Consider the following 25,823-nt stretch of genomic DNA (forward strand, 5'->3'; position numbering starts at 1 on the left):
AATCCGTGTCGCACCCGCACGGATCCTCGTTACGGAGGTGGCCGAGAGGCACCGAGGCGTGACGAGGAAGGGGCATGGCAAAAGGTGGCACAGGCATGACCGTGCTCGACACTGCGCTAGACCCCCGCGATCCCGCCTACCTGGAGGGACGCAGCTCCACCCTGCAACTTCTCGCCGAACTCGAGGCCGTGCTCGACCAGGCGCGCGCCGGCGGCGGCGAGAAGTGGGTGACGCGGCATCACGCCCGTGGCAAGCTGCTCCCCCGCGAGCGGATCGAGATGCTGCTGGACCAGGACGGCCCGTTCCTGGAGCTGTCGCCGGCCGCGGCCCGTGGCTCCGAGTACCCGGTGGGCGCGAGCGTGGTCACCGGCGTCGGCGTGGTCGAGGGCGTCGAGTGTGTGGTGATCGCGAATGACCCGACGGTGGACGGGGGCGCGGTCAACCCGTACACGGCTGACAAGATCCGCCGGGCCGCGCGGATCGCGTCGGTCAACCGCCTGCCCCTGGTGAACCTGGTGGAGTCGGCGGGCGGCGGAACGCCGGCCGGCGGCATCGCCCGCGAGCTGAGCCGGCTCACCGCCGACCGGGTGCCGACCGTCTGCGTGATCTTCGGGCTGACGACCGGGGACGCGGCCTACCTGCCGGCTCTCTCCGATTACACGATCATGGTGCGCGGGCACGCCAAGGTGCTCACCATCCACCCGCAGCCGGTACGCGGGACGGCCAACGGGCACTCCGGCGTCGACGTACGGGCAACTCCCGTGGTTCCGGCCGGGCCGGGTGGGCCCGCCGACCAGCTCGCCGAGGACGAGCGGGACGGTCTGCGGCTGGCCCGGCAGTGCGTACGCCGCCTCAACTGGCGCAAACACGGACCGCCGCCGCGTACGCCGGACCCCGCCGCCCCCCGCTACGACGCCGACGACCTGCTGACCCTGGCCGCCCTGGACCCGGCTGGTTTCGAGCCGCGCGAGGTGCTCGCCCGGATCCTCGACGACAGCGACTTCGACGAGTTCAAACCCGGCTCGGCCACGGTGGTGGCCGGCTGGGGTGAGCTGCACGGCTACCCGATCGGGGTGCTCGCCACCCCGGGCAGCCCGTGCTCGGCCGCCGAGGCGCAGAAGGCGGTGCACTTCCTGCACCTGGCCAACGCGACCGCCACCCCGCTGCTGTTCCTGCAGCACCACGGCACGGCCGGCGAGCAGGAACCCGACGCCCGGCACGACGCGCCGCTGGTGCACGCGGTGGCCAAATCGGCGGTGCCGCACCTGGTCCTCACGATCGGCGCCACCGACGCGGAGCGCCCGGTGGACCGCAGCGACGAACCCCGCTTTCAGTTCAGCTGGCCCACCAAGGGGCCGGCCCCGGCCGACGACGGCGTCATCGACCCCCGCGACACCCGTACGGTCCTCGGCCTCTGCCTCTCCGCGGTGCACAGCGCGGCCGTGGAAGGTGCCGGACACGTGGGTGTGTTCCGACCCTGAAAGGTAGACCAGTGATCCGACGACTTCTGGTGGCCGACCGAGGTGAGGTCGCCCGCCGGGTGTTCGCCACCTGCCGACTGGTCGGGATCGAGACGGTCGCCGTCTACTCCGACGTCGATGCGAACGCACCGCACGTCATCGAGGCCGACTACGCGGTCCACCTGCCGGGCAACACCCCGTCGGCCACCTACCAGCGGACCGAGGCCCTGATCGCGGCGGCACAGCGGGCCGGGGCGAACGCCCTGCACCCGGGCATCGGCGCGCTCGCCGAGGACCCGGACTTCGCCACCGCGGTGCTCGACGCCGGGATGATCTGGGTCGGGGCGCCGCCGGCCACGCTGCGTACGCTCAGCGTCAAGACCGACGTGAAGAAGCTGGTCGCCGAGGCCCAGGTGCCGGTGCTGCCGAGCTTCAGCGACCCGGACCAGGTGCCCGGATTCCCCGTGCTGATCAAGCCGGCCACCGGGACCGGCGGCGCCGGGATGCGCGTCGTCCGGGACGCGAACACGCTGGCCGAGGCGGTGGCCTCGACGCGCCGTGAGGTCGGCGGTGACGTGTTCTGCGAGCCGTACGTGAACAACGTCCGGCACATCGAGGTGCCGATCCTGGCCGACGCGCAGGGTTCGGTGGTCCCGTTCGGTGAGCGGGAGTGCTCGGTGCAGCGCCGCTACCAGAAGATCGTCGAGGAGACCCCGTCGCCGGCGGTCGACCCGGCGCTGCGGGAGGACCTGTGCCGGGCGGCGATCGTCGCGGTCCGGGCGCTCGGCTACGTGGGCGCCGGCGCGGTCGAGTTCCTGCTCGACGTGAAGGGTGACTTCTGGTTCCTCGAGCTCACGCCCACCCTGCAGGCCGACCACGCGGTCACCGAGTGCGTCTCCGGCTACGACATGGTTCGGCTCCAGCTGCTGGTGGCCGAGGGTGGCAGCCTGCCGATGCCGGGACCGCCGCCGATCCGGGGGCACGCCATCGAGGTGCGCGTCTGCGCGGAGGACCCGGCGTACGCCTGGCTGCCCGCCGCCGGCACCCTGCACCGGTTCGCCGTGCCCGACGTGGCCGGCTCGTTCCGCCCGCTGCCGCAGCCCGGCCTGCGCCTGGACGCCGGGGTCGCGGACGGTTCGGCGATCGGCATGCACTACGACCCGATGCTGGCGAAGCTGATCGCCTGGGCGCCGAGCCGCCAGGAGGCCGCCCGGATGCTGGCGTCCGCGCTGGCCCGGGCGCAGGTGCACGGCGTGGTGTCCAATCGGGACCTGCTGGTCCGGGTGCTGCGCCACCACTCGTTCCGCTCCGGCGACATCGACACCGGCTTCCTGGACCGGCATCCCGAGGTCTTCGCGCCGTTGCTCTCCTCAGTCGACGCGGTACGCCTCTCCTGCCTGGCCGCCGCCCTCGCCGGTGCTGCCGCCCGGCGCGCCACGGCCCCGGTCCTCGGTTCGCTCCCGTCCGGCTGGCGCAACGTCCCGTCCGGCTCACAGACTGCGGTCTACGACGGCCCCACCGGCCCGGTCGAGGTCGGCTACCGGATGAACCGGCACGGCGACCTGGCCGGCTGGTGGGTCCGCGCGGTCGACCCCGAGGAGCTCGACCTGGCCGGCCTCGGTCAGCCGCCGATGGACGAGCATCCGCCGATCGTCGTGGTCCAGGCGAGCGCCGAGCGGGTGGTCCTCAACGTGCAGGGCATCCGTTTGACCGTTCTGGTACACCGGGTCGGCGACGTCTCCTACGTGGACAGTCCGGAAGGGTCGGTCGCGCTGCGTGAGATCTCGCGCTTCCCGCTGCCGGCGCCCGAGACCGCTGAGAGCTCGCTGATCGCCCCGCTGCCGGGCGCCGTCCGCCGCGTCCTGGTGGTGCCGGGCCAGCGCGTCCGGGCCGGCGAACTCCTGCTCACCCTGGAAGCGATGAAACTCGAACACCCGGTCCACGCGCCCTCCGCCGGGGTCGTGGCCTCCCTGCCGGTCCACCCCGGCGCCGAGGTCGACACCGGCGAACTCCTGGCCGTCCTCGACCCCGAGTAACAACGGCTTTCCGGTCACGCTCCCCTCGGGTTCACTCACCTTTTCCGGTACGCGTGACCGGTCCCGCCGAACTACGCCGTTCCGCCGCACCGCGCGACCACGAGCCACTCCGGGCCTCCAACGCGACCGCCGGGCTTGAGCAGCGGGTCCAGCCGCCCGCCAGGCACCCAACCGCCACGCTGATACCTGCCTGCCCGACGGCCCGCGCCCACCAGCCGCCCACCAGGCACCCAACCGCCATGCTGATACCTGCCTGCCCGACGGCCCGCGCCCACCAGCCGCCCGCCAGACACCCAACCGCCACGCTGATACCTGCCTGCCCGACGGCCCGCATCCACCAGCCGCCGGCCAGGCACCCAACCGCAGGCCCATTACCTGCCTGCCCGGCGGCTCGCGCCCACCAGCCGCCCGCCAGGCACCCAACCGCCACGCTGATACCTACCTGCCCGACGGCCCGCGCCCACCAGCCGCCCGCCAGACACCCAACCGCCACGCTGATACCTACCTGCCCGACGGCCCGCGCCCACCAGCCGCCCGCCAGACACCCAACCGCCACGCTGATACCTGCCTGCCCGACGGCCCGCATCCACCAGCCGCCGGCCAGGCACCCAACCGCAGGCCCATTACCTGCCTGCCCGGCGGCTCGCGCCCACCAGCCGCCCGCCAGGCACCCAACCGCCACGCTGATACCTACCTGCCCGACGGCCCGCATCCACCAGCCGCCCCCCACACACCCAACGGCAGGCCTATTACCTGCCTGTCGGGCGGCTCGCCCTGGTCCACAGGCCTGTGGCCGGGCCGGCAGCGTTCGATTCGCCGGCCGACATCCAGGGCCGTTTCGCGGCGTCGTAAGCGGCGCTCGAGGTTAGCTGGACCCGCTGCTCAGGCCCGGCGGCCGCGCTGGGGCCTGGAGTGGGCTGGCGGCCGCGCGGTGCGGCGGGACGGCGTAGTTCGGCAGGGCGGCGCAAACCCGTACCGAAATGTGGCCGGAACCGGACAACGGCGCAAGACCACCGGATCTTGCTCTCAGCTGAACCAGCGGCTGAAGAAACCCTTGCGGGCGCCCGGATTGTGCACAGTCGGGGTGTCGTCCTCGCGGGTCGGCGTGTTCGGCACGATCGGGCGCGGCCGCGGCGGCTGGTAGCTCGGCGTGCTGGCCGAGCGGTAGACCGTCGGCGGAGGCTGCGGGGTGTTCGGGTCGAGCTGCAGGTTGTTGAGCAGGTCGCGCAGCTGCTCCGCGGTGGGCCGGGAGCCGGGGTCGTTGGCCATGCCGTAGCGCAGGATGTCGGTCAGGGCGCGCGGCACACCGGGCAGGTCCGGGATCGGCTGGTGGAAGAGGTCCATCAGGGTGATCAGACTCGGACTGCGGTCGGTCTGCCAGCGCGGCGGGCGGCCGCTCATCACCGCGTAGAGGCTGGCGCAGAGGGCGTAGACGTCGCAGGCGCCGGACGGGCTGTCGTGCCGGAACATCTCCGGCGGCGCGTAGGCCGGGGTGAGTACCTCGAGGGTGACCGACGAGTCGCGCATCTCGCCGAGGACGGCCAGGCCGAAGTCGGCGAGCACGGCCGGGTTGAAGTGCGAGTACAGGATGTTCGCCGGCTTCACGTCACGGTGCAGCACGCCGTTGGCGTGCGAGTGCACCAGCGCGTCCGCGATCTTGATGCCGACGTCGCGGGCCTCGACCGGGTTGAGCGGGGAGACACGCATGCGATCGAGGTACGACCCGTCGCAGAGCTCCATGATCAGGTACGGATGCTGGTCGACCGTGACGCCGACGTCGAAGAGGTCGACGACGTGCGGGTGCGACGACATCCGGCCGGCCGCGCGCGCTTCGCGGAGGAAGCGTGCCTGGTCGCGGGCGTTGTCCAGGGTCCGGTTCTCCATCTTGATGGCGACTTCCCGCCCGACGGAGTCCTGAGTGGCGCGGTACACGGTGGCATAGCCCCCACGTGCCATGACCGACAAGCCGGACATGCCTGGCACGTACGGTACGGGCAGGGCGCCAGGCGGAGTCTCCGTCACGCTAAAGAAAATACGCCAGCCGGATCAAAGATCATCCGGGCACGTCAGACGCGTAGGCGACAGTTCCCGCCGCAGCCGGTTCTACCCCCGTCAAGGCGAGCGTATCGCGTAGTTCCTCCGCTGTTGCCCGCTCGCTCGCCTGCTCGGTCGCGTACGCCAATCGCACCGCCTCCTCGGAAGCCAGCCGCGCCTCGGCGCACCGATCGGCCGCGGCCAGCACCCGGGCCCGCACCATCGCCGCGATCACGCCGCTGCGGACGTCCTCGGCCGGCACCTCACGAGCCCGCTCCACCCAGGTCAGCGCCGAATCCACCCGGCCGTCGGCGAGCAGGGCCGACGCGTACGCCGCCAGCGCGTGCCGCCGCGAGAAGAGCAGCGACGGAGTGGAGGTGTCACTGGCGATCGGCGCGAGCAGCCCGATCGCGGTCGCCGCGTCCCCGGCCCGGTTGCGCGCCTCGGCCAGCAGCACCCGCGGCCCCACCTGCGCGGGCGCCAGCGGGTTGTGCGGCTCGACCGCGGTCATCACCCGGCGCGCGTCGGCCTCGGCCGTGGCCAGGTCACCCCGCTGCAGGGCGACGAAGCCGTGCAGCGTGCCGGCCATGCCGAGCAGCAGCGGATGGCCGGTGCGGTCCGCGTAGATCAGCGCGTCGTTCAGCAGATCGGCGGCGTGCTCCAACTCGTTCAGGCTCCGCGCGATGGCGCCGCGGACGACCATGGCCAGTCCCCGGCCCCAATCGTCGGAGAGCTCGTTGAACTCGCGGAACGCCCGGCGGGCCTGGCTGTCGGCCACCCCCAGATCACCGAGTTCGGCGGACGCGTACGCCTCCACCACCCGCAGGGTGCCGACCGCCCAGCCCTCGCCGACCCGGTCACCGAAGGGCAGGAAGATCCGGGCCAGCCGGCGGGACTCCTGCAACCGGCCGGCGAGCAGCCGGGCAAAGGCCGTGGTGCCGCGCAGCCAGGACCGGCCCACCGGGTCGCCCAGCTCGGCGAAGAGACGGGCGGCCCGGCCCAGCACCGCGTCGGTGCCGGCGAAATCGCCCCGGGTGGTGGTCACCCAGGCCAGGTTCTGCAACGCCCAGGCCTGCCCGTGCCGGTCGCCCGCGGCCAGGGTGACCTGGTACGCCGCCGCGAACCGGCTGCTCGCCTGGCTGAGCTTGCCGGCCAGGAAGTCGGCCATGCCGAGTCGGCGCATCGCGTTGGCCCGCTCCGGCAGCAGCTGCGCCTCGGTGGCCACCTCCAGGGCCTCCTGCCAGGCAGCAACGGCCCGGCCGGTGTCGCCGAGCGCCTCGTACGCCCGGCCGACCAGGATCATGCTCTCGGCCCGGCACACCGGATCGTCCTCGGCAGCGGTGGTGATCTTCTCGCCGTACGCCAGCGCCTCCTCACCCCGGCCCAGGCGCAGCAGCGCACGGGCGTGCACGAGCTGGTCGGGAAGGGGCAGGCCGTCCTTGGTGAGGGTGGCGGCGCGTTCCGCGTACTCGATGGCGGCGGCCGGCTCGATGTTGGCCAGCGCCCGCCGGGCCATCCGGCCGAGCGCCGCGACGCCCAGCGGCGCCACCTCGCGGGCCGCGGCGTCCGGGCGCAACCGGACCGCGTCGGCCAGCTCGACCGCGCACTCGACGTGGGTGGCGATGAAGGCGTCGCGTTCGTTGTCGGTCAGGCCCAGCCGGCCGACCGCCTCGGTTGCCCAGCTCGCCAGATAGGCGTGCCGCTCGGCGAGGTCGGCCTTGCCGATGCCGGCGTAGGCGGCCTCGCGCATCAGCGGCGTGCTGAACTGGTAGCCGCCGCGCGACCGGTGCAGCATGCGCCGTTGCAGCAGCTCGTCGACGGCGCGTTCCAGTTCCACCATCGGCACCGCGCCGGGCAGCATGTCGGTGGCGGCCCGGCGTTCCTGAAGGGCCTCGAGCACCCCGCTCGGCACGGTCGTCCCGGCCACCGACGCGTCCCGCAGCACGGCCCGCGGTTCCGCCGGCAGGGCGTCGATACGCGCTGCCAGAACTGCCGCGAGATCCCGGGAGAGCAGCTGACTGCCGAGCGAGCCGGCGGCCAGCTGCCAGCGGCCGATCGCGTTGGCGCCGACCGCCGGGGTGAGGGCACCCCGCTCCATCAGCAGGGTGACCATCTCGGCCAGGTAGAACGGGTTGCCCTGGGCGGTCGCGAGCAGCCGGTCGCTGTCGGCCTGCGGCAGCTTGCCGCCGTTCAGGTAGGACGTGAGCAGGCGGGACGCGTCGGCGCCCCGCAGCGGCGGCAGGGTGTGCACCTCGGCGTCGGCCAGCCGGGTCATCGCCCCCGCGGTACGCACCAGCTCGGGCCGGCCCAGCAGCAGCACCACGACCGCACCGTCCAGCAGCGAGAGTGTGCTGCCCAGCGCGTCCATCGTGGTGGCCGTGGCGTCGTGCAGGTCGTCGACGATGACCACCAGCGGCGTCTCGGCGGCGAGCGCGCTGAGCAGGTCGGCCACCGCGACCGAAATGGCGTCGGCGTCGACCCGTTTGGCGCTCGGTGGCCAGTCGGCGGGCGCGGCCGGGCCGACCTGGTTGCCCTTGGCCTCGCCGTACCCCAATAGCACCAGCAGCCGGTCAGTGTCCAACTGGGCGCCCAGCCTGCCGGCCAGCTTGCGCAGCCGCTCCTCGACGACCGAGCGGCCCATCGTGGCGACCACGTCCTTGGGCAGGCCGGCGGCCTTGCGGACCAGGTCGGCGAGGGGCGCGTAGCGGCGGCGCTCGCCGAACGCGCGGCAGCGGACGCGCAGCACCCGGGCGCCGTGACCGTTGTAATCGAGGGCGAGCCGCTTCACCTCGCCCGCGAAGCGGGACTTGCCTATCCCGGCCTCCGCGGTCATCACCATGATCCGCGGGGTGCCGGAGTCGATCGCCTCGGCGAGCCGGCCGGAGACCCGGCCGAGCTCGGTCTCCCGGCCCACGAACGGCGCCTCGTCACCCAGGCCGGACCGGGTGCCCGGCGCGTCGTGCAGGCCGAGCAACTCGTACGTCGGGACCGGCTCCCGCTTCCCCTTGAGCCGCAACGGCCGCAACTGCCGCCAGGACGCGACGTGCCGGGTGCCGGCGCTGGTCCGCTCGCCAGCGTAGACCCCGCCCACCGCGGCGGCGTCGGCCAGCCGGGCCGCGGTGTTCACCGTGTCGCCGATGACGGTGTATTCGATGCCGGCCTGCATGCCGGCGACCACCTCACCGGTGTTCAGCCCGACGCGCAGCCCGAGCGGCGCGCCACCACCACGCTCGTCGTCCAGCACCCGGCGGACCGCGCGCTGCATGCTCAGGGCGGCCCGGACCGCCCGCTCGGCGTCGTCCTCGTGCGCCACCGGCGCCCCGAAGACCGCCATGATCCCGTCACCGGTCAGCTTGTCGACGTGCCCACCGAACGTCTTCACCGCGCCGGCCAGCGCGGCCAGCACCCGGTCGGTCACCGCGCCGACCCGCTCCGGGTCGAGGTCCTCCGACCAGGAGGTGAAGTCCGACAGGTCGCCGAAGAGCACGGTGACGATGCGGCGCTCTGCCGCGGGCAACGAGGCCGCGGCGGGCAGGGCAGCACCACAGTGATGGCAGAAACGGGCGCCGGGAACGGCGACGGTTCCGCACACGGGGCAGGTCACGGCCGGTCCAACCGGTCTGTCCGGCTCAGGTATTCCAACTGCGCGGCGGCAGACCACTCGGCGGCGAAACGCACTCCCGGATCGATGTCCGGATAGACCAGATCAACCACTGCCGCCGGGGTCGTCGCACCGGCCGCCATCGCGGCCTCCACCTGCGCGAGGCGCTCCCGGCGATGATCCAGATAGAAGTGGGCACGCTCGGCCGTGTCGCTTCGGGCCGGCCCGTGGCCAGGCAACATCAACACCTCGGGGTACGCGCTGAGCAGTCGCAAACTACTCAGGTACGCCCCGAGGTCACCGTCCGGCCGGGCCACCACCGTGGTCCCGCGCCCGAGAATCGTGTCACCGGTGAACATCGCGCGGTCGTTCCCACACTCGACGAGAAAACACACCGAATCACTTGTGTGCCCCGGAGTGTCCATCACCTGTATTTCGAGTCCGTTCCCGCCGAGTCGCTCGTTCGGGTCCAACGGCTCACCGTTCCGGCAGTGGGCCGGGTCCGCGGCGAGCACGGCGGTCCCGCCGAGCAACTCGGAGAGCCGTTCGGCGCCCTCGACGTGATCATGGTGACCGTGTGTCACAAGAATGAACTGGAACGGTCCGAACTCAGCGATCCGCCGCAGGTGCCCCTCGTCCAGCGGACCGGGGTCGATCACCGTGGCGAAGTCGGCGCCGGGCGCACGCAGAATCCACGTGTTGGTGCCGTCCAGCGTCATCGGACCCGGGTTGGGCGCTCGCAGCAGCGTCACCCAACCCGGTAGCCGGTCGACCCCCGCCGACTCGGGCTCAGCACCCCCCATGACCCGAATCGTACGTCGCACCACGCCGATGGCCGAGACACGATGTCCGATGCGGTCACCTTCGGTCACCGAAAGCGGCCGAATCCCCCCAAGATCAGGCCACTTCGGCGATGACTTCGACCTCGACCGGTGCTCCGAGCGGCAGTTCGCTCACGCCGACCGCGCTGCGAGCGTGCCGCCCCTGCTCACCGAGCACGTCGCCGAACAGGTTGGAGGCCCCGTTGATGACGGCCGGCTGTCCGGTGAAGCCCGGCGCGGACGCCACGAAGCCGGTCAGCTTGACGATCTTGACGAGCCGGCCCAGGCCGACCAGCGACTCGATCGCGGCGAGCGCGTTCAGGCCGCAGATCCGGGCGAGCTCGGTCGCCTCCTCCGGGGTGACCTCGGCGCCGACCTTGCCGGCCTTCGGCAGCTTGCCGTCGACCAGCGGCAGTTGGCCCGACACGTACACGTAGTTGCCGGACTGCACGGCGGGCACGTAGGCCGCCAGCGGCGGCACCACCTTCGGCAGCGTCAGGCCCATTTCGGCGAGCTTGGCGTACGCGTCCACGCCGCCCTCACCGGCCACCGGCGGCGGCGTGGTCGTCATGACTTGGGCCGCTTCAGGTAGGCGACCAGCTGCTCCGGGTTCGGGCCGGGCACGACCTGGACCAGCTCCCAGCCGTCCTCGCCCCAGTTGTCGAGGATCTGCTTGGTCGCGTGGACCAGCAGGGGCACCGTCACGTACTCCCACTTCTGCATGGCGTGGACTACTTCCTATCGGTATCAGTCGGGTACCGGCACAGCTTAGGACCCGGTGGATCAGGTGGTTGGCTAGGCTGAGCGGGAATGCCTACCGAGAGCACGCATGCCATCACTGAGAGACACCGCACGGAGGGTGCCATGACGCAGCACGCAGGTGGCGAGGGGTCCGGCCCACCCGAGCTGCCGGTCGCCGGCGGGCCACCACCGCCGCTCGTGCCGCACCACGGCCCGGATGCCGCGGGGGCGTCCGGACCACTCCACGAGGACACCGCCGAGCACCCCACCCTCTTCCCACCGCCGGATCCCACCCAGGTGATCTCGCACGCGCCGCCGGAGGGCTGGCATCAGCCGCCGCCGGCCGGGCCGTGGCACGCCCAGCACGAGAAACCCGGTGAGTGGCGGCACCAGCCACCCGAGCACCTGGCCTTCGAGCACTCGCCGCCGGCCGAGGTCGGGCCGGAGCCGATCTGGGTGGGCCCGCCGACCGGGCACGCCGGGCTGCCGGGCGACCCGCGACGGCGTTCGACTGTCTTTCTCTCCCTGGCGTTCGCGGCCACCCTGGTGCTCTGCGGCGGCGGCGCGGTCTCGGCGTACTTTCTGTTCCGCGACGCCGACAATCCGGGCTCGCCGGACCCGACGACCGCGGTCAACCGGTTCCTGACGGCCGTCTACACGCAACAGGACGCCACCGCCGCCGAGGATCTGGTGTGCCGTAAGTCTCGGGACACCACCCGGCTCGCCCAGCGGGTCGACCAGATCAGCAGCTACGCGGAGAGCTACCAGGGCGCCGTCTTCCGGTGGGACGACCCCACCGTGGCCAGCAACGACGACGATCAGGCCACCGTCGGGGTACGGGTCGTGATGTCGACCGAGGACGAGAAGTCCGCCGCGCAGGACCTGGAATTCACCGTGATCCGCAAGTCCGGCTGGCTGGTCTGCGAGGTCTCCGGCTGACCGGGCGCTCTACCGTTGAGGGCATGGGCGAAAACCGGAACTGGCCGGAGCGGCTGCATGTGGTGACCGGCAAGGGCGGAACGGGCAAGACGAGCGTGGCCGCCGCCCTGGCCCTCGGTCTGGCCGCGGGTGGGCGGCGCACGCTGCTCGTCGAGGTGGAGGGCCGGCAGGGCATCGCTCAGCTGTTCGGTCTCGACCCGCTGCCGTACGCGGAGAAGCGGATCGCCACCACGACCGGCGGCGGTGAGGTCCGCGCCCTGGCCGTGGACCCCGAGGAGGCCCTCCTCGAGTACCTGGACATGTTCTACAAGCTGGGCGCGGCCGGCCGCGCGCTGCGCAAGGTCGGCGCCATCGACTTCGCCACCACGATCGCCCCGGGCCTGCGCGACGTGCTGCTCACCGGCAAGGTCAAGGAGGCGACCACCCGGTCCCGCGACGGCCGCCGGATGTACGACGCGGTGGTGCTCGACGCCCCGCCGACCGGCCGGGTCGGCCGCTTCCTGAACGTCACCGAGGAGACCGCCCGGCTGGTCAAGGTCGGTCCGATCAAGACGCAGAGCGAGAGCGTGGCGGCCCTGCTGCGCTCGCCGATGACCGCGGTGCACGTGGTCACCCTGCTCGAGGAGATGCCGGTCCAGGAGAGCCTGGACGCGATCGCCGAGCTCAGCGCCCTGCACATTCCGGTCGGCCGGGTCATCGTGAACGGCGCCCGTCCGGCCCTGCTGCCGGCCGGGAAGGTGACCAAGGCGGAGATCAAGCGGGGTCTGACCGCGGCCGGGCTGCCCGCGTCGGCGGGCACCGTGAGCCAACTCGCATCCGAGGCACAGGCCCACCTCACCCGGCGGGAGCTGGAGGAGTCGCTGCGGATGGAGTTGGCCGAGCTGGGACGGCCGATGATCGAGCTGCCGCAGCTGCCGGACGGCGTGGACCTCGCCGGCCTGGAACTGTTCGCAGCCCGTCTGATGCGGGCTTGATCCCTCGTACTCTGGAGTAGTGGCTGATTTGACCGCACCGCGCCTCGACGTCGACGCGCTCCTCGCCGACCCGGCAATCCGCATCGTGGTGTGCTGCGGCTCCGGTGGGGTCGGCAAGACCACCACCGCCGCGGCGCTCGGACTGCGCGCCGCCGAAGTGCACGGACGCCGGACGGTCGTGCTCACCATCGACCCCGCCCGGCGGCTCGCCCAGTCCATGGGCCTGACCGAGCTGGACAACACTCCCCGGCAGGTCAAGGGCATCGACGCGACCGCCAGCGGTGGCGAGCTGCACGCCATGATGCTGGACATGAAGCGCACCTTCGACGAGGTGGTGGAGCAGCACACCAAGCCGGAGCGCGCCGCGGAGATCTTCGCGAACCCGTTCTACCAGGCCATGAGCTCGACCTTCGCCGGCACGCAGGAGTACATGGCGATGGAGAAGCTGGGCCAGCTGCGGGCCGGCGACGAGTGGGACCTGATCGTGGTCGACACCCCGCCGTCGCGTTCCGCGCTCGACTTCCTGGACGCGCCGGCCCGGCTCTCCCGGTTTCTCGACGGCCGGATGCTGCGGATGCTGCTGGCGCCCGCGCGGACCGGTGGGCGCAGCATGTTCAGCCTGGTCACCGCGTCGTTCGGGCTCTTCTCCCGGGCGGTGCAGAAGATCCTGGGCGCGCAGCTGCTCACTGACCTGTCCGGTTTCGTCGCCGCCCTGGACTCGATGTTCGGCGGTTTCCGGCAGCGCGCCGACCAGACGTACCGGATCCTGCAGGACCCGCAGACCGCGTTCCTGCTGGTCGCGGTGCCCGAGCGGGACGCGGTGCGGGAGGCGGCGTACTTCGCGGAGCGCCTGGTGGCCGAGCGGATGCCGCTGAGCGGCCTGGTGCTCAACCGGATGCATCAGACCGAGCCCTCCGGCCTGACGGCCGAGGAGAGCGAGGCAGCCGCCGAGCGACTGGAGGCCGACGCCGACCAGCGGTCGACCGCCGATGTGCTGCGCATTCACGCGGCACTGCTGCGGCAGACCGACCGGGAGGTACGGGTGGCCGCGACCTTCACCGACGCGTTCCCGTCGGTTCCCACGACTGCTGTCGCCGCGCAGCCCGCCGACGTACACGACGTCGACGGGCTGCGGACGATCGGAGCATTGCTCGCCTGATCAGCGGGTGGACACCAGCACCTTGTCGGCGCCCTTCTCCCGCAGTGCGGCCTCGAACATCTTCCGCCAGCTCGCCACATGCGGGTGCCGGCGCAGCAGTGCCCGCCGTTCCCGTTCTGTCATGCCTCCCCAGACGCCGAACTCGATACGGTTGTCCAGGGCGTCGGCGAGGCATTCGTAGCGGACCGGGCAGCTGCGGCAGATCCTCTTCGCCACGTTCTGCTCGGCGCCCTGCACGAACAGCGCGTCAGGGTCGCCACTCTGACATGCCGCCATGCTGGGCCAGTCGCTGATCATCCCCACGGTTAACGTCCCCCCTTGCATTTCACCCCCTACGCCTACGCGGCCCGAAATGTCCCCCCGGGGCACAGACCCCAACGTCCGCGCAGACGCCGTGCGATGTCTCGCCGGACCATCATGCTCTGTAGTTAGGCGATTACGCAACGTTGTCCCGCAAATGCGTATAGCTCGGTTGTTCCGGGCATAGTGGCCAGGGCGCAATGGCGGAACGGGGGTATCTTCGGTGCAGAAGTGGGAAAACACTCCGCCGAACCGGGTGACACGTCACACTCGTATCGGGCGAGCCGGACCTTCTCGGCGGGCAGTCGCGTGCGCCTTTCGCGTACCCTGCTCGGGTGACCTCCTGGCTTCGCAGACGCGATCACAACATCTTCACGAACGCGACCTCGCTTTTGGTGTGCGGCCTGCTGGCCGGCGTGGTCGTGGCAGCCGCCGCATTCCCCGCCGCAGCGATGACCGGACTCGCTGCCAAAGCCGGTGGCCAGACGTTCGCGAACCTGCCGAGCGAGCTCAAGGACTTCAGCTCCCCGCAGATCTCCCGCGTCTACGCGTCGGACGGCCGGACCCAGCTCGCGCAGTTCTACGACGAGTTCCGCAGCGACGTGCCGCTCAAGGACATCTCGAAGAACATGCAGGCCGCGATCCTGGCCGCGGAGGACCGCAAGTTCTACGACCACAACGGCGTCGACCTCAAGGGCGTCGCCCGCGCGTTCGTCGGCAACAGCCAGGGCGGCACCCAGCAGGGCGCCTCGACCCTGACGATGCAGTACGTGCGGATGTCGCTGGCCTACTCGGCCACCAACCCGCAGGAGGTGGTCGACGCCACCGAGGACAGCGCGAAGCGCAAGATCACTGAGATGAAGTACGCGCTGCAGGTCGAGAAGCAGCTCACCAAGGACCAGATCCTGGAGCGCTACCTGAACACCGCGCCGTTCGGCGCCCGCGCGTTCGGCATCTTCGCGGCCAGCCAGGTCTACTTCAACAAGAAGCCGAAGGACCTGAGCATCGCTGAGTCCGCGATGCTCGCCGGCATGGTGAAGGCCCCGTCCAGCTACAACCCGACCACGCCGTCGGGCCACGAGCAGATCACCGCGCGCCGCGACAACTACATCATCCCCGGCATGGTCAGCATGGGGGCGATCACGCAGGCGCAGGCCGACGAGGCGAAGAAGGAGAAGGTCCCCACCAAGGTCCGCCAGGTCGGCACCGGCTGCGCCTGGGTGGCGAAGAACTACTGGGGCTTCTTCTGCGACTACTTCTACCGCTGGTGGATGGAGCAGGACGCGTTCGGCGCGACGGAGTACGACCGTGAGCGCCGGCTGAAGAGCGGCGGCTACCGGGTGGTCACCACGATCGACCTGAAGGGTCAGCAGGCGGCCCGCGCCGAGATCGTCAAGCGGCAGAGCGACAGCAGCCAGAACGCGGTGCTGCTGGCCGGCATCGAGCCGGGCACCGGCAAGGTGCGGATGCTCGCGGCGAACCGGAAGTACAAGCTCGACGACCCGGACAACCCGCAGAACAAGCTCTCCTCCGACCCGAAGAAGCGGGCGAAGGGGATCCACGGCACCCACCCGAACACCACCAACCCGCTGCTGAGCGGCGGCGGCGACATCAGCGGCTACCAGGCCGGCTCGGTGTTCAAGATCTTCACGATCGTGGCAGCGCTCGAGGCCGGTCTCCCGCTCGGCTACACGATCAAGACCGACGCGCAGTACAAGTCGAAGTACAAGGCCGGCTACGGCAGCAGTTCGGCATGCCCGGGCACCGACCAGTGGTGTCCGAAGAACTCCGGCAAGGGTGTCGGCGTCTTCACCATGTGGAGCGCCTTCGCGAAATCGATCAACACCTACTTCGTGCCGCTGGAGGAACGGGCCGGCGCGGACAAGGTGGTCGCCGTGGCCAAGCGCTTCGGCGTCGAGTTCCGGGCGAAGAACGACCGGGACATCGCCGACGACCAGGACCGGGCCAAGGGCTGGGGTGCGTTCACGCTCGGCGTGACCTCGTCGACGCCGCTGGACATGGCGAACGCGTACGCCACGCTCGCCGGTGACGGCATGCACTGCCAGCCGACCCCGGTCGAGAGCATCACCACCAAGGACGGCGAGAAGCTCGACGTCGGCAAGCCGCACTGCATCCGGGCCACCCCGAAGGACGTCGCCCGGGCAGCGCTGGACGCGGCCCGGTGCCCGGTCGGCGACTCGGCGCAGCTGGGCAGCTGTGGCGGCGCCACCGCCCCGGACACCCGCGGCATCGTCGGCCACCCGGTCTTCGGCAAGTCCGGCACCACCGACAACGACAAGACCGCCTCGCTGATCGTGGGCACCACGAAGCTGGTCGTCGCGGGCTACATGGCGAACCCGGACTACCCGGACCACAAGGACCGGATGAGCCACGGGATCATCAACCCCGCCGTGCAGCACACGCTCAAGGAATACATGAAGGGCAAGGACAAGCAGCAGTTCAAGAAGCCGGGAAGCACCAAGATTGCGTACGGCGATCAGCGCTCGATCCCGAACGTGGAGTGTGACTCACTCGGCGCCGCCCGATCCCGGATCGAAAGCGCCGGCTTCGAGGTGTCGATCGGCGGTGAGGTCGACTCGAAGTGCCCGAAGGGAACCGCGGCGGGCACCAACCCGAGCGGCAAGACCATCAAGAACGGCGCCGTGATCATCGAGGTGAGCAACGGCAAGGACGCCAAGCCGGAGACACCGACACCGGGCGACCAGCCCGAGGGACCGGGCGGTAGGCCGGGCGGCTAGGACAACACCGGAAACGGGCGGGAGAGTCGATCTCCCGCCCGTTTTCGCGTACCCCGAAGGGTTGTCGGCCTTTGGGGTCTCAGCCCAGCTGGCGCCGCACCTCGGCGGCCACCCGGCCACCCTCCGCGCGTCCCGCCACGGCGGCCTGGGCCGCCTTCATGGCCGGGCCCATCTGCGCCTTGCCACTGAAACCGCCCGCGGCCAGCGCCTGCGACACCAACTCGCTGATCTCCTCATCGGTCAGCTGCTTCGGCAGGTAGCGGTCGAGGACCTCGCCCTCGGCCGTCTCCTTGGCCGCCTGGTCGGCACGGCCGGCGTCGGCGAAAGCGGTGGCCGCCTCCCGGCGCTTCTTCGTCTCCTTGGTCAGCACCGCCAGCACCTCGTCGTCGGAGAGCTCACGGGCCTCCTTCCCGGCGACCTCGGCGGTGCGCACCGCGGCCAGCGCCATCCGCAGCGTCGAGGTGATCAACTCGTCCCGGGACTTCATCGCGGCATGCAGGTCATCGTTCAGGCGGTCTTTCAGCGTTCCCATGGACGGAGAAACTACCCTTGCCGTCATGCGTAAGCGCTCCCTTATTACGGCCGCCGCCGCTCTGACCACGCTGGGCGGCGCGACGTTCGCCTATGCCTCCCTGATCGAGCGCAACATGTTCACGCTGCGCCGCTTCGACGTCCCGCTGCTCGAACCCGATGCGGAACCGCTGCGCATCCTGCACCTGTCGGACCTGCACATGATGCCCGAGCAGCGGCGCAAGCAGGACTGGGTGGCCGCGCTGATCGGCGCCGACCCCGACCTGGTCGTCGTCACCGGCGACAACATGGCCTCGCCGTACGCGGTGCCCGGCGTCCTGCGCGCCCTGGAACCGCTGCTCGACCTGCCCGGCGCATTCGTCTTCGGCTCCAACGACTACACCGGGCCGGTGTGGAAGAACCCGCTGCAATACCTGCTGCCCGACCGTGAGTACGTGCAGGGCGTCGAGCTGCCCTCGGAAGACCTGCGGGCCGCATTCGTGGACGCCGGCTGGGCCGACCTGAACAATGCCCGCACCATCGTGAAAGCCGGCGGCCGCTCCATCGAGTTGGCCGGCGTCGACGACCCGCACGTCGAACGCGACGACTACGCCGCCGTGGCCGGCCCGATCAGCCCCGGCGCCGACCTGCACCTCGGCGTCACCCACACCCCCGCCTCCTGGGTCCTGGACGCGATGGCCGGCGACGGCTTCGCGCTCCTGCTGGCCGGTCACACCCACGGCGGCCAGGTCTGCGTGCCCGGCTATGGCGCCCTCACCACCAACTGCGACCTGCCGCAAGCCATGGCGAAAGGTCTGCACCGCTGGCCCGGCTCCGACGCCTGGCTGCACGTCTCCGCCGGCCTCGGCACCCACCCCACCGCACCGATCCGCTTCGCCTGCCGTCCGGAGGCCTCCCTGCTTACACTGATACCGCGCTGACCTGCGATTTCTCGGATCAGGGATACCGGTTGGCGGGGCGCTGCGGGCGTCAGCTAGTATTTCTCTCGCAGCTCGGGGTGTGGCGCAGCTTGGTAGCGCGCTTCGTTCGGGACGAAGAGGCCGTGGGTTCAAATCCCGCCACCCCGACCACGTGGTTGCAGGTCAGGCCCGGTTCACCGCTCGCGGTGGCCGGGCCTGCCGCTTTTCCGCGGCCGAGTCCCGCGTTCCTCGCCGCGGCCGAGTTCCGCATTCCTCCCCGCAGCCGAGTCCCGCATTCCTCCCCGCAGCCGAGTCCCGCATTCCTCCCCGCAGCCGAGTCCCGCATTCCTCCCCGCAGCCGAGTCCCGCATTCCTCCCCGCAGCCGAGTCCCGCATTCCTCCCCGCAGCCGCTTCCCGTGTTCCTGCACCTACCTCTTGCAGCGCGTTCATCCCGACCCACTCAGCCGTCGCTCACCCAGGTAAGGGCTCGTCGAAGAACAAGCCGTTGCTTGGCGGATTTCGATGCGTTGATCTGTTATGGCGGTATCGGAGGAGGAACGGGGCAGGCTGGCAGCGAAGTTTGAGGTGATCTTGCCGCATCTGGACGAGCGGCAACGCCGGTTGCTGCTGGGTGCTGAGGCTCGGGTGCTGGGGCATGGCGGGATCCGGGCGGTAGCGCGAGCTGCCGGGGTCCGGGAGGGCACGGTGGCTGCGGGCGTCGATGAGTTGGAGGCCGGGGTGGCGCCGCTGGGCCGGGTCCGCCGTGCCGGTGGCGGCCGGAAGCCGGTGACCGAACATGATCCCGCTCTGATGCCGGCGTTGTTGGGGCTGGTCGAGCCGGACGAGCGGGGGGACCCGATGTCGCCGCTGCGATGGACGACGAAGTCGTTGCGCCACCTTGCGCAGGAACTGGCCGGGCGGGGTCATAAGGCCGGGCCGGACACGATCGCTGCTCTGCTGCACGGTGAGGGATTCAGCCTTCAGGGCAATGCCAAGACTCTGGAAGGCAGACGCCATCCCGACCGCGACGCCCAGTTCGGCTACATCAACGAGCAGGTCAAGGATTATCTGTCCAGCGGTGACCCGGTCGTCAGCGTCGATACGAAGAAGAAGGAACTCGTCGGCGCGTTCGCGAACAAGGGCCGCGAGTGGCGGCCTGCCGGTGAGCCGGCCGTAGTCCGCACCCACGACTTCGCCGATCCGCAGCTGGGACAGGTGATCCCCTACGGGGTCTACGACTTGGCCGCCGACACCGGCTGGGTCGCCGTCGGCACCGACCACAACACCGCCGCGTTCGCCGTCGCCACTCTGCGCCGCTGGTGGGACGGCTACGGCCGTGACCGCTACCCGAACGCCGGACGGCTCTTGATCACCGCGGACGCCGGCGGATCCAACGGCTACCGCACTCGCGCCTGGAAAACGGATCTGGCCGCTCTCGCCGCCGAAATCGGGCTACCGATCACCGTCTGCCACTTCCCGCCCGGCACCAGTAAATGGAACCGTATCGAGCATCGCTTGTTCGCCCACATCTCGATGAACTGGCGGGCACGACCCCTGACCAGCCACGAGACCATCGTCCACACGATCGCCGCGACCACCACCAGCAGCGGGCTGCGCGTGCACGCCGAACTCGACACCGGCCACTACCCGACCGGCGTCGTCATCACCGACGAGCAGATGAGCACCCTGGCCATCGACCGTCACGACTGGCACGGCGACTGGAACTACACCCTGCGCCCCGACCCGGCCACACCCGCCGGCGAACCCGCGACAGCCCTACCACCGCTGCATCACCTGGCCGCGCTGGTGCACCCGGCCATCACCGGCATGCCCGACAGCGCATGGAACGACCTGATCAGCCGGCTCACCGTTCCCCATCAAGCCCAACACGAAGCGTTCCTGCACAACCTGCGCGGCCACGCCCGGCCCCGCGGCGGCGGCCGCAAGATCCGCGTCACCCTCAGCCACCAACTACTGGCCACCTTGCTCCACGACCGCTACCAACTGCCCCGCAAGGTCATCGCCGATCTGTTCGGCGTCGCCGGCACCACCATCAACGTCGCCATCCGCAACACCCGCACCCTGCTCACCCAAATCCAGCACCCCATCGAACCCAGCAACATCCGCCTCACCAACCACACCGACCTCGCCGCTCACACCCGCGCCGCCGGATTCACCGCACCCGCCTTGATCAAAACAGCGAGTTAAAAATCGACGAGCCCTAACCGACCCGCATACCGGCCTGAGCGACGGGCCGGCCACCGTCCAATGCGACTTGGCTTGAGTTGATCTTGGCGGCGAGGTGCCGCCAGCCGAACATGCCCGACCCATCAAGATCAACTTGCACGATCTTCCCGGCCGGTTCTCACGGCTGTTTACGACACCCCGGAACAGCCGTGAGAGCCAGCCGGATCGCCGCCACCGCCACGCCGACCGGTTGATCATGAGCCTGGGGGCGCAATCCCTGGTCAAGGACGCCCGGCCGCCTACCGGAATTGGGCCGCCCTCAGCCGTAGCCCACAGGCAACGCAGCCTCTATAACGGGCACCAGCGACGGCCCGTCCCGCTCAGCCGTCGCCCACCCAGGCAACCAGACCTCCATAACCGGCACCAGCGACGGCCCACCCCGCCCAGCCGTCGCCCACCCAGGCAACCAGGCCTCCATAACCGGCACCAGCGACGGCTGGCCGGCCTCGGCGTGCCCCCTGGGGTGGCTCTCGCGCTTGGGATAGTCCGGCGAGGTGGGGTCGGGTCTGGTGGGCCGCCGGCGTCGCCCATGAAGAACAACCGGCATACGGCCGACCACCGCCGCACCTCGCTGAGGGTCCGGCGGCGGGTTTGACGTTGATACGGGCTGCCGGTCAGATGGCCAGCTGGGCGCGGGACGGCACACCGACCACCACCGGGCCGACGGTGCGGGGTGCGGCCTGCTGGGGTACCGCGTACGGGCCGAGCATCGTCTCCACCACCGGAGCGATGGCGGGGCGGTCGCCGAGTTGCATGAGCCGGGTGGCGCGGGCGAGGGAGCCGGTCTCGCCGTCGCGGAAGCCCTCCCGGTAGCCGCGTTCGTAGCGTTCGCCGCGGCCGAGAGCCCGGCCGAGGGCGAAGCAGGAGGAGCCGGCGAGGGCGAGTAGGAAGAGCAGCGCGAAGGGTGTCACAGAACTTTCCTTCCGGGCGCGAGCCACTAATTAGCCGAAAACTACCCCAAACAGACATATGTTGCGGTAAGGAGGAGATCAAGTACGCCTACGGGTGACCGGCAGGGGTGCCGCACGGGCTCCGGCGGCGGCCTGACAAGCTGAGTCCTTGTGACTGACTCCGACCTTGCCCGGCAGGTTCGCAGCGTGAGCCGGCTGACCGGCGAATTCACTCTGCGTTCCGGCCGCACCGCGACCGAATACTTCGATAAGTACCAGTTCGAGGCCGACCCGGTCCTGCTCGACAAGCTGGCCGAGCAGCTCGCCGTACTGATTCCGGAAGGCACCGAGGTCCTCGCCGGGCTGGAGATGGGCGGCATCGCGGTCGTCACCGCGCTGGCCCGGCACGCCGGCCTGCCCACCGCTTTCGTCCGCAAGCAGGCCAAGAAGTACGGCACCGCCCGGCTCGCCGAAGGCGCCGAAGTGGCCGGCCGGCGGGTTTTGATCGTCGAGGACGTCGTCACCTCCGGCGGCCAGGTCGTCCTCTCCACCATGGACCTGCGCAAGCTGGGCGCGCATGTGGACCACGCGGTCTGCGTGATCGACCGGCAGGAGGGCGGCGCTCAGGCACTCGCCGCCGAGGGCATCACCCTGCGCGCCCTGCTGACCCGCGCCGACCTCGACGCCGCCGCCTGACCCCGGTCCCCAGCTGACCCTCAGCGCTGCCTCAACCGCCGCGAGGCAGCGCTGAGCGCCAGCCAGAACACCCAGTGCCGCTCCCCGGCGCGCGAAACAACGCTGAGCGTCAGCCGACAAGAGCCGGCTGACCAACAGAGCTGCCTCAGCGCCCACGAGACGACACTGAGCGTCAGCCGACAAGAGTCAGCTGACCAGCAACGCTGCTTCAGCGCCCACGAGACGACGCTCAGCGTCAGCCGACAAGAACCGGCTGACCAGCGAAGCTGCCTCAGCGCCCGCGAGACGACGCTGAGCGTCAGCCGAGAAGAACCGGCTGACCAGCAAAGCTGCTTCGGCGGCCGGGAGACGACGCTGGGCGTCAGCCGACAAGAACCGGCTGACCAGCAGGGCTGCTTCGACGGCCGGGAGACGACAGTGGGTGTCAGCTGGGTTCGGGGCGTTTGCTCAGCTCGGCGGCGATCAGCTCAGCGATCTGGACGGTGTTCAAGGCCGCCCCCTTGCGCATGTTGTCGCCGGTCACGAAGAGGGAGAGGGCGCGCGGATCATCCATCGCCCGGCGGATCCGGCCGACCCAGGACGGGTCGGTGCCGACCGCGTCGATCGGCATCGGGAACTCGCCGGCTTCCGGGTCGTCGACGAGGATGACGCCGGGGGCGTTGCGCAGCACCTGGCGGGCGCCGTCCGCGGTGACCTCGGAGGCGAAGACGGCGTGCACCGCGATCGAGTGGCCGGTGACGACCGGGACCCGTACGCAGGTGGCGGAGACCTTCAACGCCGGCAGGCCGAGGATCTTGCGGGACTCGTTGCGGAGTTTCAGCTCCTCCGAGGACCAGCCGAGGTCGGCCAGTTCGCCGGACCAGGGCACCACGTTGAGGGCCAGCGGGGCCGGGAAGGGGCCGAGCTCGTCACCGACCGCCTGGCGCACGTTGCCGGGCCGGGAGCCGAGCAGCCGGTCGCCGGCGACCTTGGTGAGCTGGTCGTGGAGGGTGTCGACGCCGATCTGGCCGGCGCCGGAGGCTGATTGGTACGAGGCGAGCACGAGTTCGCGTAGCCCGTACTCGTAGTGCAGCGGAGCCACCGCCATGATCATCGCCGCGGTGGTGCAGTTCGCGCTGGAGACGATGCCGCGCGGGCGGTGCCCGGCCACCTCACGGTTGACCTCGGGCACCACCAGCGGTACGTCGGACTGCATGCGGAACGCGGAGGAGTTGTCCACCACGACCGCGCCCCGGGAGACCGCGATCGGGGCCCACTGGACCGACACGTCGTCGGGCACGTCGAACATCGCGACGTCGACCCCGTCGAAGGCCTCGGCGGTCAGCTCGCGCACGATCAGTTGCTCGCCGCGGCAGGTCAGGACCTTGCCGGCGGACCGGGCCGTGGCGATCAGCCGGATCTCGCCCCAGACGTTGCGCCGGGACGAGAGCAGCTCGAGCATGACTGACCCGACGGAGCCGGTCGCTCCGACGACGGCGAGCGTTGGCTGCGCCATCGCCGGGCTTACCGGCCGGTACCCGCGTAGACGACCGCCTCCTCGTTACCCCCGAGCTCGAACTGGTCGTGCACTGCACGGACCGCGGTGTCGAGGTCGGTGTCCCGGCAGACGACGGAGACCCGGATCTCCGAGGTGGAGATCATTTCGATGTTGACGCCGGCCGCGCCGATGCAGGCGAAGAAGGCGGCCGCGACACCCGGGTGCGAGCGCATGCCCGCACCGATCAGCGAGACCTTGCCGACGTGGTCGTCGAAGAGCAGGCTCTTGAACTTGATCTGATCCTTGATCTTGTCGAGCGCGCCCATCGCGTTCGCCCCGTCGGCCTTGGGCAGCGTGAACGAGATGTCGGTGCGCCCGGTGCCCTCGGTGGAGACGTTCTGCACGATCATGTCGATGTTGATCTCGGCCTGAGCCACCGTCTCGAAGATCCGGCCGGCCGCGCCCGGCTCGTCGGGCACCCCGACGATCGTGATCTTCGCTTCGCTGCGGTCGTGAGCGACCCCGGTGATCAGTGCGTTCTCCACGTCAGGGTCCTCCATCGATCCGGTGACGAGCGTGCCTTCTTTGTTCGAGTACGACGAGCGTACGTGGATCGGCACCCCGAACCGGCGGGCGTACTCCACGCATCGCAACATCAGCACCTTCGCACCGCCGGCGGCGAGCTCGAGCATCTCTTCGTACGTGATCTTCTTGATGTGCTTGGCGTCCGGCACGATCCGCGGGTCGGCGGTGAACACGCCGTCCACGTCGGTGTAGATCTCGCAGACGTCGGCGTGCAGCGCCGCGGCCAGCGCGACCGCGGTGGTGTCCGATCCGCCGCGGCCGAGGGTGGTGATGTCCTTGGTGTCCTGCGACACGCCCTGGAAACCGGCGACGATGGCGATCGCGCCCTCGTCCAGCGCGGTCCGCAGGCGGCCGGGGGTGACGTCGATGATCCGCGCCTTGCCGTGCACCGAGGTGGTGAGCACGCCGGCCTGGGAGCCGGTGTACGACCGGGCTTCATACCCCAGGTTGTGGATCGCCATGGCGAGCAGCGCCATCGAGATCCGCTCGCCGGCGGTGAGCAGCATGTCCAGCTCGCGACCCGGCGGCAGCGGGCTGACCTGGTTGGCCAGATCGAGCAGCTCGTCCGTGGTGTCACCCATCGCGGAGACGACGACCACGACGTCGTCGCCGGCCTTGCGGGCGGCCACGATGCGCTCCGCCACGCGCTTGATGCGCTCGGCGGTCCCCACCGACGAACCACCGTACTTCTGCACCACAAGAGCCACGGCGAACCAACCCTCCAGTTACACAGTCGCAACCACCCTAGCCGCGCGTCTGCCGCTGCTCGACAGGCGATCCCAGATTCCGGCCATTGCGGGCGCGACACGCCGGAGTCACCACAGCAGCGTGTCGCGGGATGGGGTGAACAATGTCGCGGTGCGCCTTTTCGCGTTGACCACCGCCCTACTGGTCATGGGCTTGGCCGGCTGCGGCGCAGACACCCCTGACACGGAGCCGTCGGCCTCGGCCTCCCCCGAGGCTGAGCCGGCCGCCGAAGCCCGCGACGCCCTGGCCGGCCTGGCCGCGCTCGGGCTGGACCTGCGGTACGCCGCTCTCTACAGCCTGGACACGGGTGACGGCGCACCCCGCGCGGTGGTCGCCACGGTGGCGCAGGACGGCAGTTGGAAGGTCGACATCCCGAACGGCGCGCTCGGCGGCACGGCCGGGGTCACCGTCACCCGCAATGCCGGCGGGTTGTTCCAGTGCACCCTCGCCACCGAGACCAATCCGATCACGCCGACCTGCGTCCGGGTCGCCGAGCGTGGTGACAAGGTGCCCCGCAAGTACGACCCGAAGGTGCAGCGCCTGTTCCGGCAGTGGCTTTCGGTGTTCACCGATCGGCAGTCGGCTCTGGCGGTCTCCGCGGTGCAGCCGCTGGCCGGGGCCGAGGGCTCCTGCTACGCCGTCGATTCGGTCTCGGCTGCGCTGGACGCGCCGGTCGACGTCGGCATCTACTGCTACTCCGAGGACGGCCTGCTGACCGCGGCCCGGGTCGAGTTCGGTGTGCTCAAGCTGGTTCGGCGGGTGGACGGTCCGCAGACCGTGCCGCTGCCGGGCCCGGAGGCGGGCGGCCAGCCGATGGGTATGAACAGCCCGCCGGCCGTGGTGCAGCCCACCGACTTCCCACCATCCGGGCAGGTCATTAGCCCGGGCTGACTCGATCACGTAGGGTGTTGGGCGACATGTGGCAC

20 protein-coding genes and 1 tRNA gene are annotated in these 25,823 nt (G+C 70.7%); 11 read left to right on the forward strand and 10 right to left on the reverse strand.

The window, feature by feature from the left end; genetic code table 11:
* The first annotated feature begins 95 nt into the window (after nucleotides 1–95).
* Both OHA21_RS37000 and OHA21_RS37005 read left to right on the forward strand, forming a co-directional pair.
* Complete coding sequence (locus tag OHA21_RS37000) at nucleotides 96–1,481, forward strand: carboxyl transferase domain-containing protein (RefSeq protein ID WP_328463085.1); 1,386 nt, start codon at nucleotides 96–98, stop codon at nucleotides 1,479–1,481.
* Nucleotides 1,482–1,492: 11 nt separating this feature from the next.
* Entirely contained in the window at nucleotides 1,493–3,496 is a 2,004-nt protein-coding gene (locus tag OHA21_RS37005; protein ID WP_328463087.1) for an ATP-binding protein, read from the forward strand.
* A 1,026-nt stretch (nucleotides 3,497–4,522) separates the two neighbouring features.
* On the opposite strand, the gene OHA21_RS37010 is transcribed toward OHA21_RS37005, so the two are convergent.
* The 5 genes from OHA21_RS37010 to OHA21_RS37030 all read right to left on the reverse strand — a co-directional run bounded on the left by OHA21_RS37010 (nucleotide 4,523) and on the right by OHA21_RS37030 (nucleotide 10,675).
* On the reverse strand, nucleotides 4,523–5,518 hold the full coding sequence (locus OHA21_RS37010; protein WP_328463089.1) for a serine/threonine-protein kinase: 996 nt from the start codon (nucleotides 5,516–5,518) through the stop codon (nucleotides 4,523–4,525).
* A 31-nt stretch (nucleotides 5,519–5,549) separates the two neighbouring features.
* Nucleotides 5,550–9,134 (reverse strand): adenylate/guanylate cyclase domain-containing protein, encoded by a 3,585-nt coding sequence (locus tag OHA21_RS37015; protein ID WP_328463091.1) that lies wholly within the window; start codon nucleotides 9,132–9,134, stop codon nucleotides 5,550–5,552.
* A complete protein-coding gene (locus OHA21_RS37020; protein WP_328463093.1) occupies nucleotides 9,131–9,934 on the reverse strand; it encodes an MBL fold metallo-hydrolase in 804 nt (267 codons plus the stop codon). The genes OHA21_RS37015 and OHA21_RS37020 overlap by 4 nt, the downstream gene beginning before the upstream one ends.
* Nucleotides 9,935–10,028: 94 nt before the next feature.
* The gene (locus tag OHA21_RS37025; RefSeq protein WP_328463094.1) at nucleotides 10,029–10,523 is read right to left on the reverse strand and encodes a RidA family protein; all 495 of its coding nucleotides are present in this window, start codon (nucleotides 10,521–10,523) and stop codon (nucleotides 10,029–10,031) included.
* Nucleotides 10,520–10,675, reverse strand: a complete 156-nt coding sequence (locus tag OHA21_RS37030) for a DUF4177 domain-containing protein (RefSeq protein ID WP_093619400.1) — start codon at nucleotides 10,673–10,675, stop codon at nucleotides 10,520–10,522. The genes OHA21_RS37025 and OHA21_RS37030 overlap by 4 nt, the downstream gene beginning before the upstream one ends.
* Nucleotides 10,676–10,816: 141 nt before the next feature.
* On the opposite strand from OHA21_RS37030, the gene OHA21_RS37035 reads away from it, so the two are divergent.
* Genes OHA21_RS37035 through OHA21_RS37045 form a run of 3 tightly spaced genes read left to right on the forward strand, consistent with a single transcriptional unit; the run spans nucleotide 10,817 to nucleotide 13,765 of the window.
* The gene (locus OHA21_RS37035) at nucleotides 10,817–11,632 is read left to right on the forward strand and encodes an Rv0361 family membrane protein (protein WP_328463100.1); all 816 of its coding nucleotides are present in this window, start codon (nucleotides 10,817–10,819) and stop codon (nucleotides 11,630–11,632) included.
* A 23-nt stretch (nucleotides 11,633–11,655) separates the two neighbouring features.
* Nucleotides 11,656–12,606: an ArsA-related P-loop ATPase gene (locus OHA21_RS37040; protein WP_328463102.1), complete on the forward strand. Its 951-nt coding sequence runs from the start codon at nucleotides 11,656–11,658 to the stop codon at nucleotides 12,604–12,606.
* 28 nt (nucleotides 12,607–12,634) lie between these two features.
* Nucleotides 12,635–13,765, forward strand: a complete 1,131-nt coding sequence (locus tag OHA21_RS37045) for an ArsA family ATPase (protein ID WP_328478781.1) — start codon at nucleotides 12,635–12,637, stop codon at nucleotides 13,763–13,765.
* On the opposite strand, the gene OHA21_RS37050 is transcribed toward OHA21_RS37045, so the two are convergent.
* A complete protein-coding gene (locus OHA21_RS37050) occupies nucleotides 13,766–14,068 on the reverse strand; it encodes a WhiB family transcriptional regulator (protein ID WP_041832981.1) in 303 nt (100 codons plus the stop codon).
* 332 nt (nucleotides 14,069–14,400) lie between these two features.
* On the opposite strand from OHA21_RS37050, the gene OHA21_RS37055 reads away from it, so the two are divergent.
* On the forward strand, nucleotides 14,401–16,824 hold the full coding sequence (locus tag OHA21_RS37055) for a transglycosylase domain-containing protein (protein ID WP_328463112.1): 2,424 nt from the start codon (nucleotides 14,401–14,403) through the stop codon (nucleotides 16,822–16,824).
* Nucleotides 16,825–16,903: 79 nt separating this feature from the next.
* Here the strand turns inward: OHA21_RS37055 and OHA21_RS37060 are convergent, their stop codons facing one another.
* Nucleotides 16,904–17,356, reverse strand: a complete 453-nt coding sequence (locus OHA21_RS37060) for a GatB/YqeY domain-containing protein (protein WP_328463114.1) — start codon at nucleotides 17,354–17,356, stop codon at nucleotides 16,904–16,906.
* 25 nt (nucleotides 17,357–17,381) lie between these two features.
* Between OHA21_RS37060 and OHA21_RS37065 the strand changes: the two genes are divergently transcribed.
* From OHA21_RS37065 to OHA21_RS37075, 3 genes are all read left to right on the forward strand, one after another.
* On the forward strand, nucleotides 17,382–18,275 hold the full coding sequence (locus OHA21_RS37065; protein WP_328463116.1) for a metallophosphoesterase: 894 nt from the start codon (nucleotides 17,382–17,384) through the stop codon (nucleotides 18,273–18,275).
* 73 nt (nucleotides 18,276–18,348) lie between these two features.
* Nucleotides 18,349–18,425: transfer RNA gene (locus OHA21_RS37070), tRNA-Pro, on the forward strand.
* A gap of 367 nt (nucleotides 18,426–18,792) precedes the next feature.
* The gene (locus OHA21_RS37075; RefSeq protein WP_442874930.1) at nucleotides 18,793–20,463 is read left to right on the forward strand and encodes an ISAzo13 family transposase; all 1,671 of its coding nucleotides are present in this window, start codon (nucleotides 18,793–18,795) and stop codon (nucleotides 20,461–20,463) included.
* 653 nt (nucleotides 20,464–21,116) lie between these two features.
* Here the strand turns inward: OHA21_RS37075 and OHA21_RS37080 are convergent.
* On the reverse strand, nucleotides 21,117–21,413 hold the full coding sequence (locus OHA21_RS37080) for a hypothetical protein (RefSeq protein WP_328463118.1): 297 nt from the start codon (nucleotides 21,411–21,413) through the stop codon (nucleotides 21,117–21,119).
* Nucleotides 21,414–21,563: 150 nt separating this feature from the next.
* Between OHA21_RS37080 and pyrE the strand changes: the two genes are divergently transcribed.
* Entirely contained in the window at nucleotides 21,564–22,088 is a 525-nt protein-coding gene (gene pyrE / locus OHA21_RS37085; protein ID WP_328463120.1) for an orotate phosphoribosyltransferase, read from the forward strand.
* Between the two features lie 424 nt (nucleotides 22,089–22,512).
* On the opposite strand, the gene OHA21_RS37090 is transcribed toward pyrE, so the two are convergent.
* Both OHA21_RS37090 and OHA21_RS37095 read right to left on the reverse strand, forming a co-directional pair.
* A complete protein-coding gene (locus tag OHA21_RS37090) occupies nucleotides 22,513–23,583 on the reverse strand; it encodes an aspartate-semialdehyde dehydrogenase (RefSeq protein ID WP_328463122.1) in 1,071 nt (356 codons plus the stop codon).
* 8 nt (nucleotides 23,584–23,591) lie between these two features.
* Nucleotides 23,592–24,857: an aspartate kinase gene (locus OHA21_RS37095; RefSeq protein WP_328463124.1), complete on the reverse strand. Its 1,266-nt coding sequence runs from the start codon at nucleotides 24,855–24,857 to the stop codon at nucleotides 23,592–23,594.
* A gap of 136 nt (nucleotides 24,858–24,993) precedes the next feature.
* Between OHA21_RS37095 and OHA21_RS37100 the strand changes: the two genes are divergently transcribed.
* Nucleotides 24,994–25,788 carry a hypothetical protein gene (locus OHA21_RS37100; protein ID WP_328463126.1) on the forward strand — a complete coding sequence of 265 codons (795 nt, stop codon included), beginning with the start codon at nucleotides 24,994–24,996 and terminating at the stop codon, nucleotides 25,786–25,788.
* Nucleotides 25,789–25,823: the final 35 nt, after the last annotated feature.

This window comes from Actinoplanes sp. NBC_00393 (genome assembly GCF_036053395.1).
Classification (GTDB): Bacteria; Actinomycetota; Actinomycetes; order Mycobacteriales; family Micromonosporaceae; genus Actinoplanes.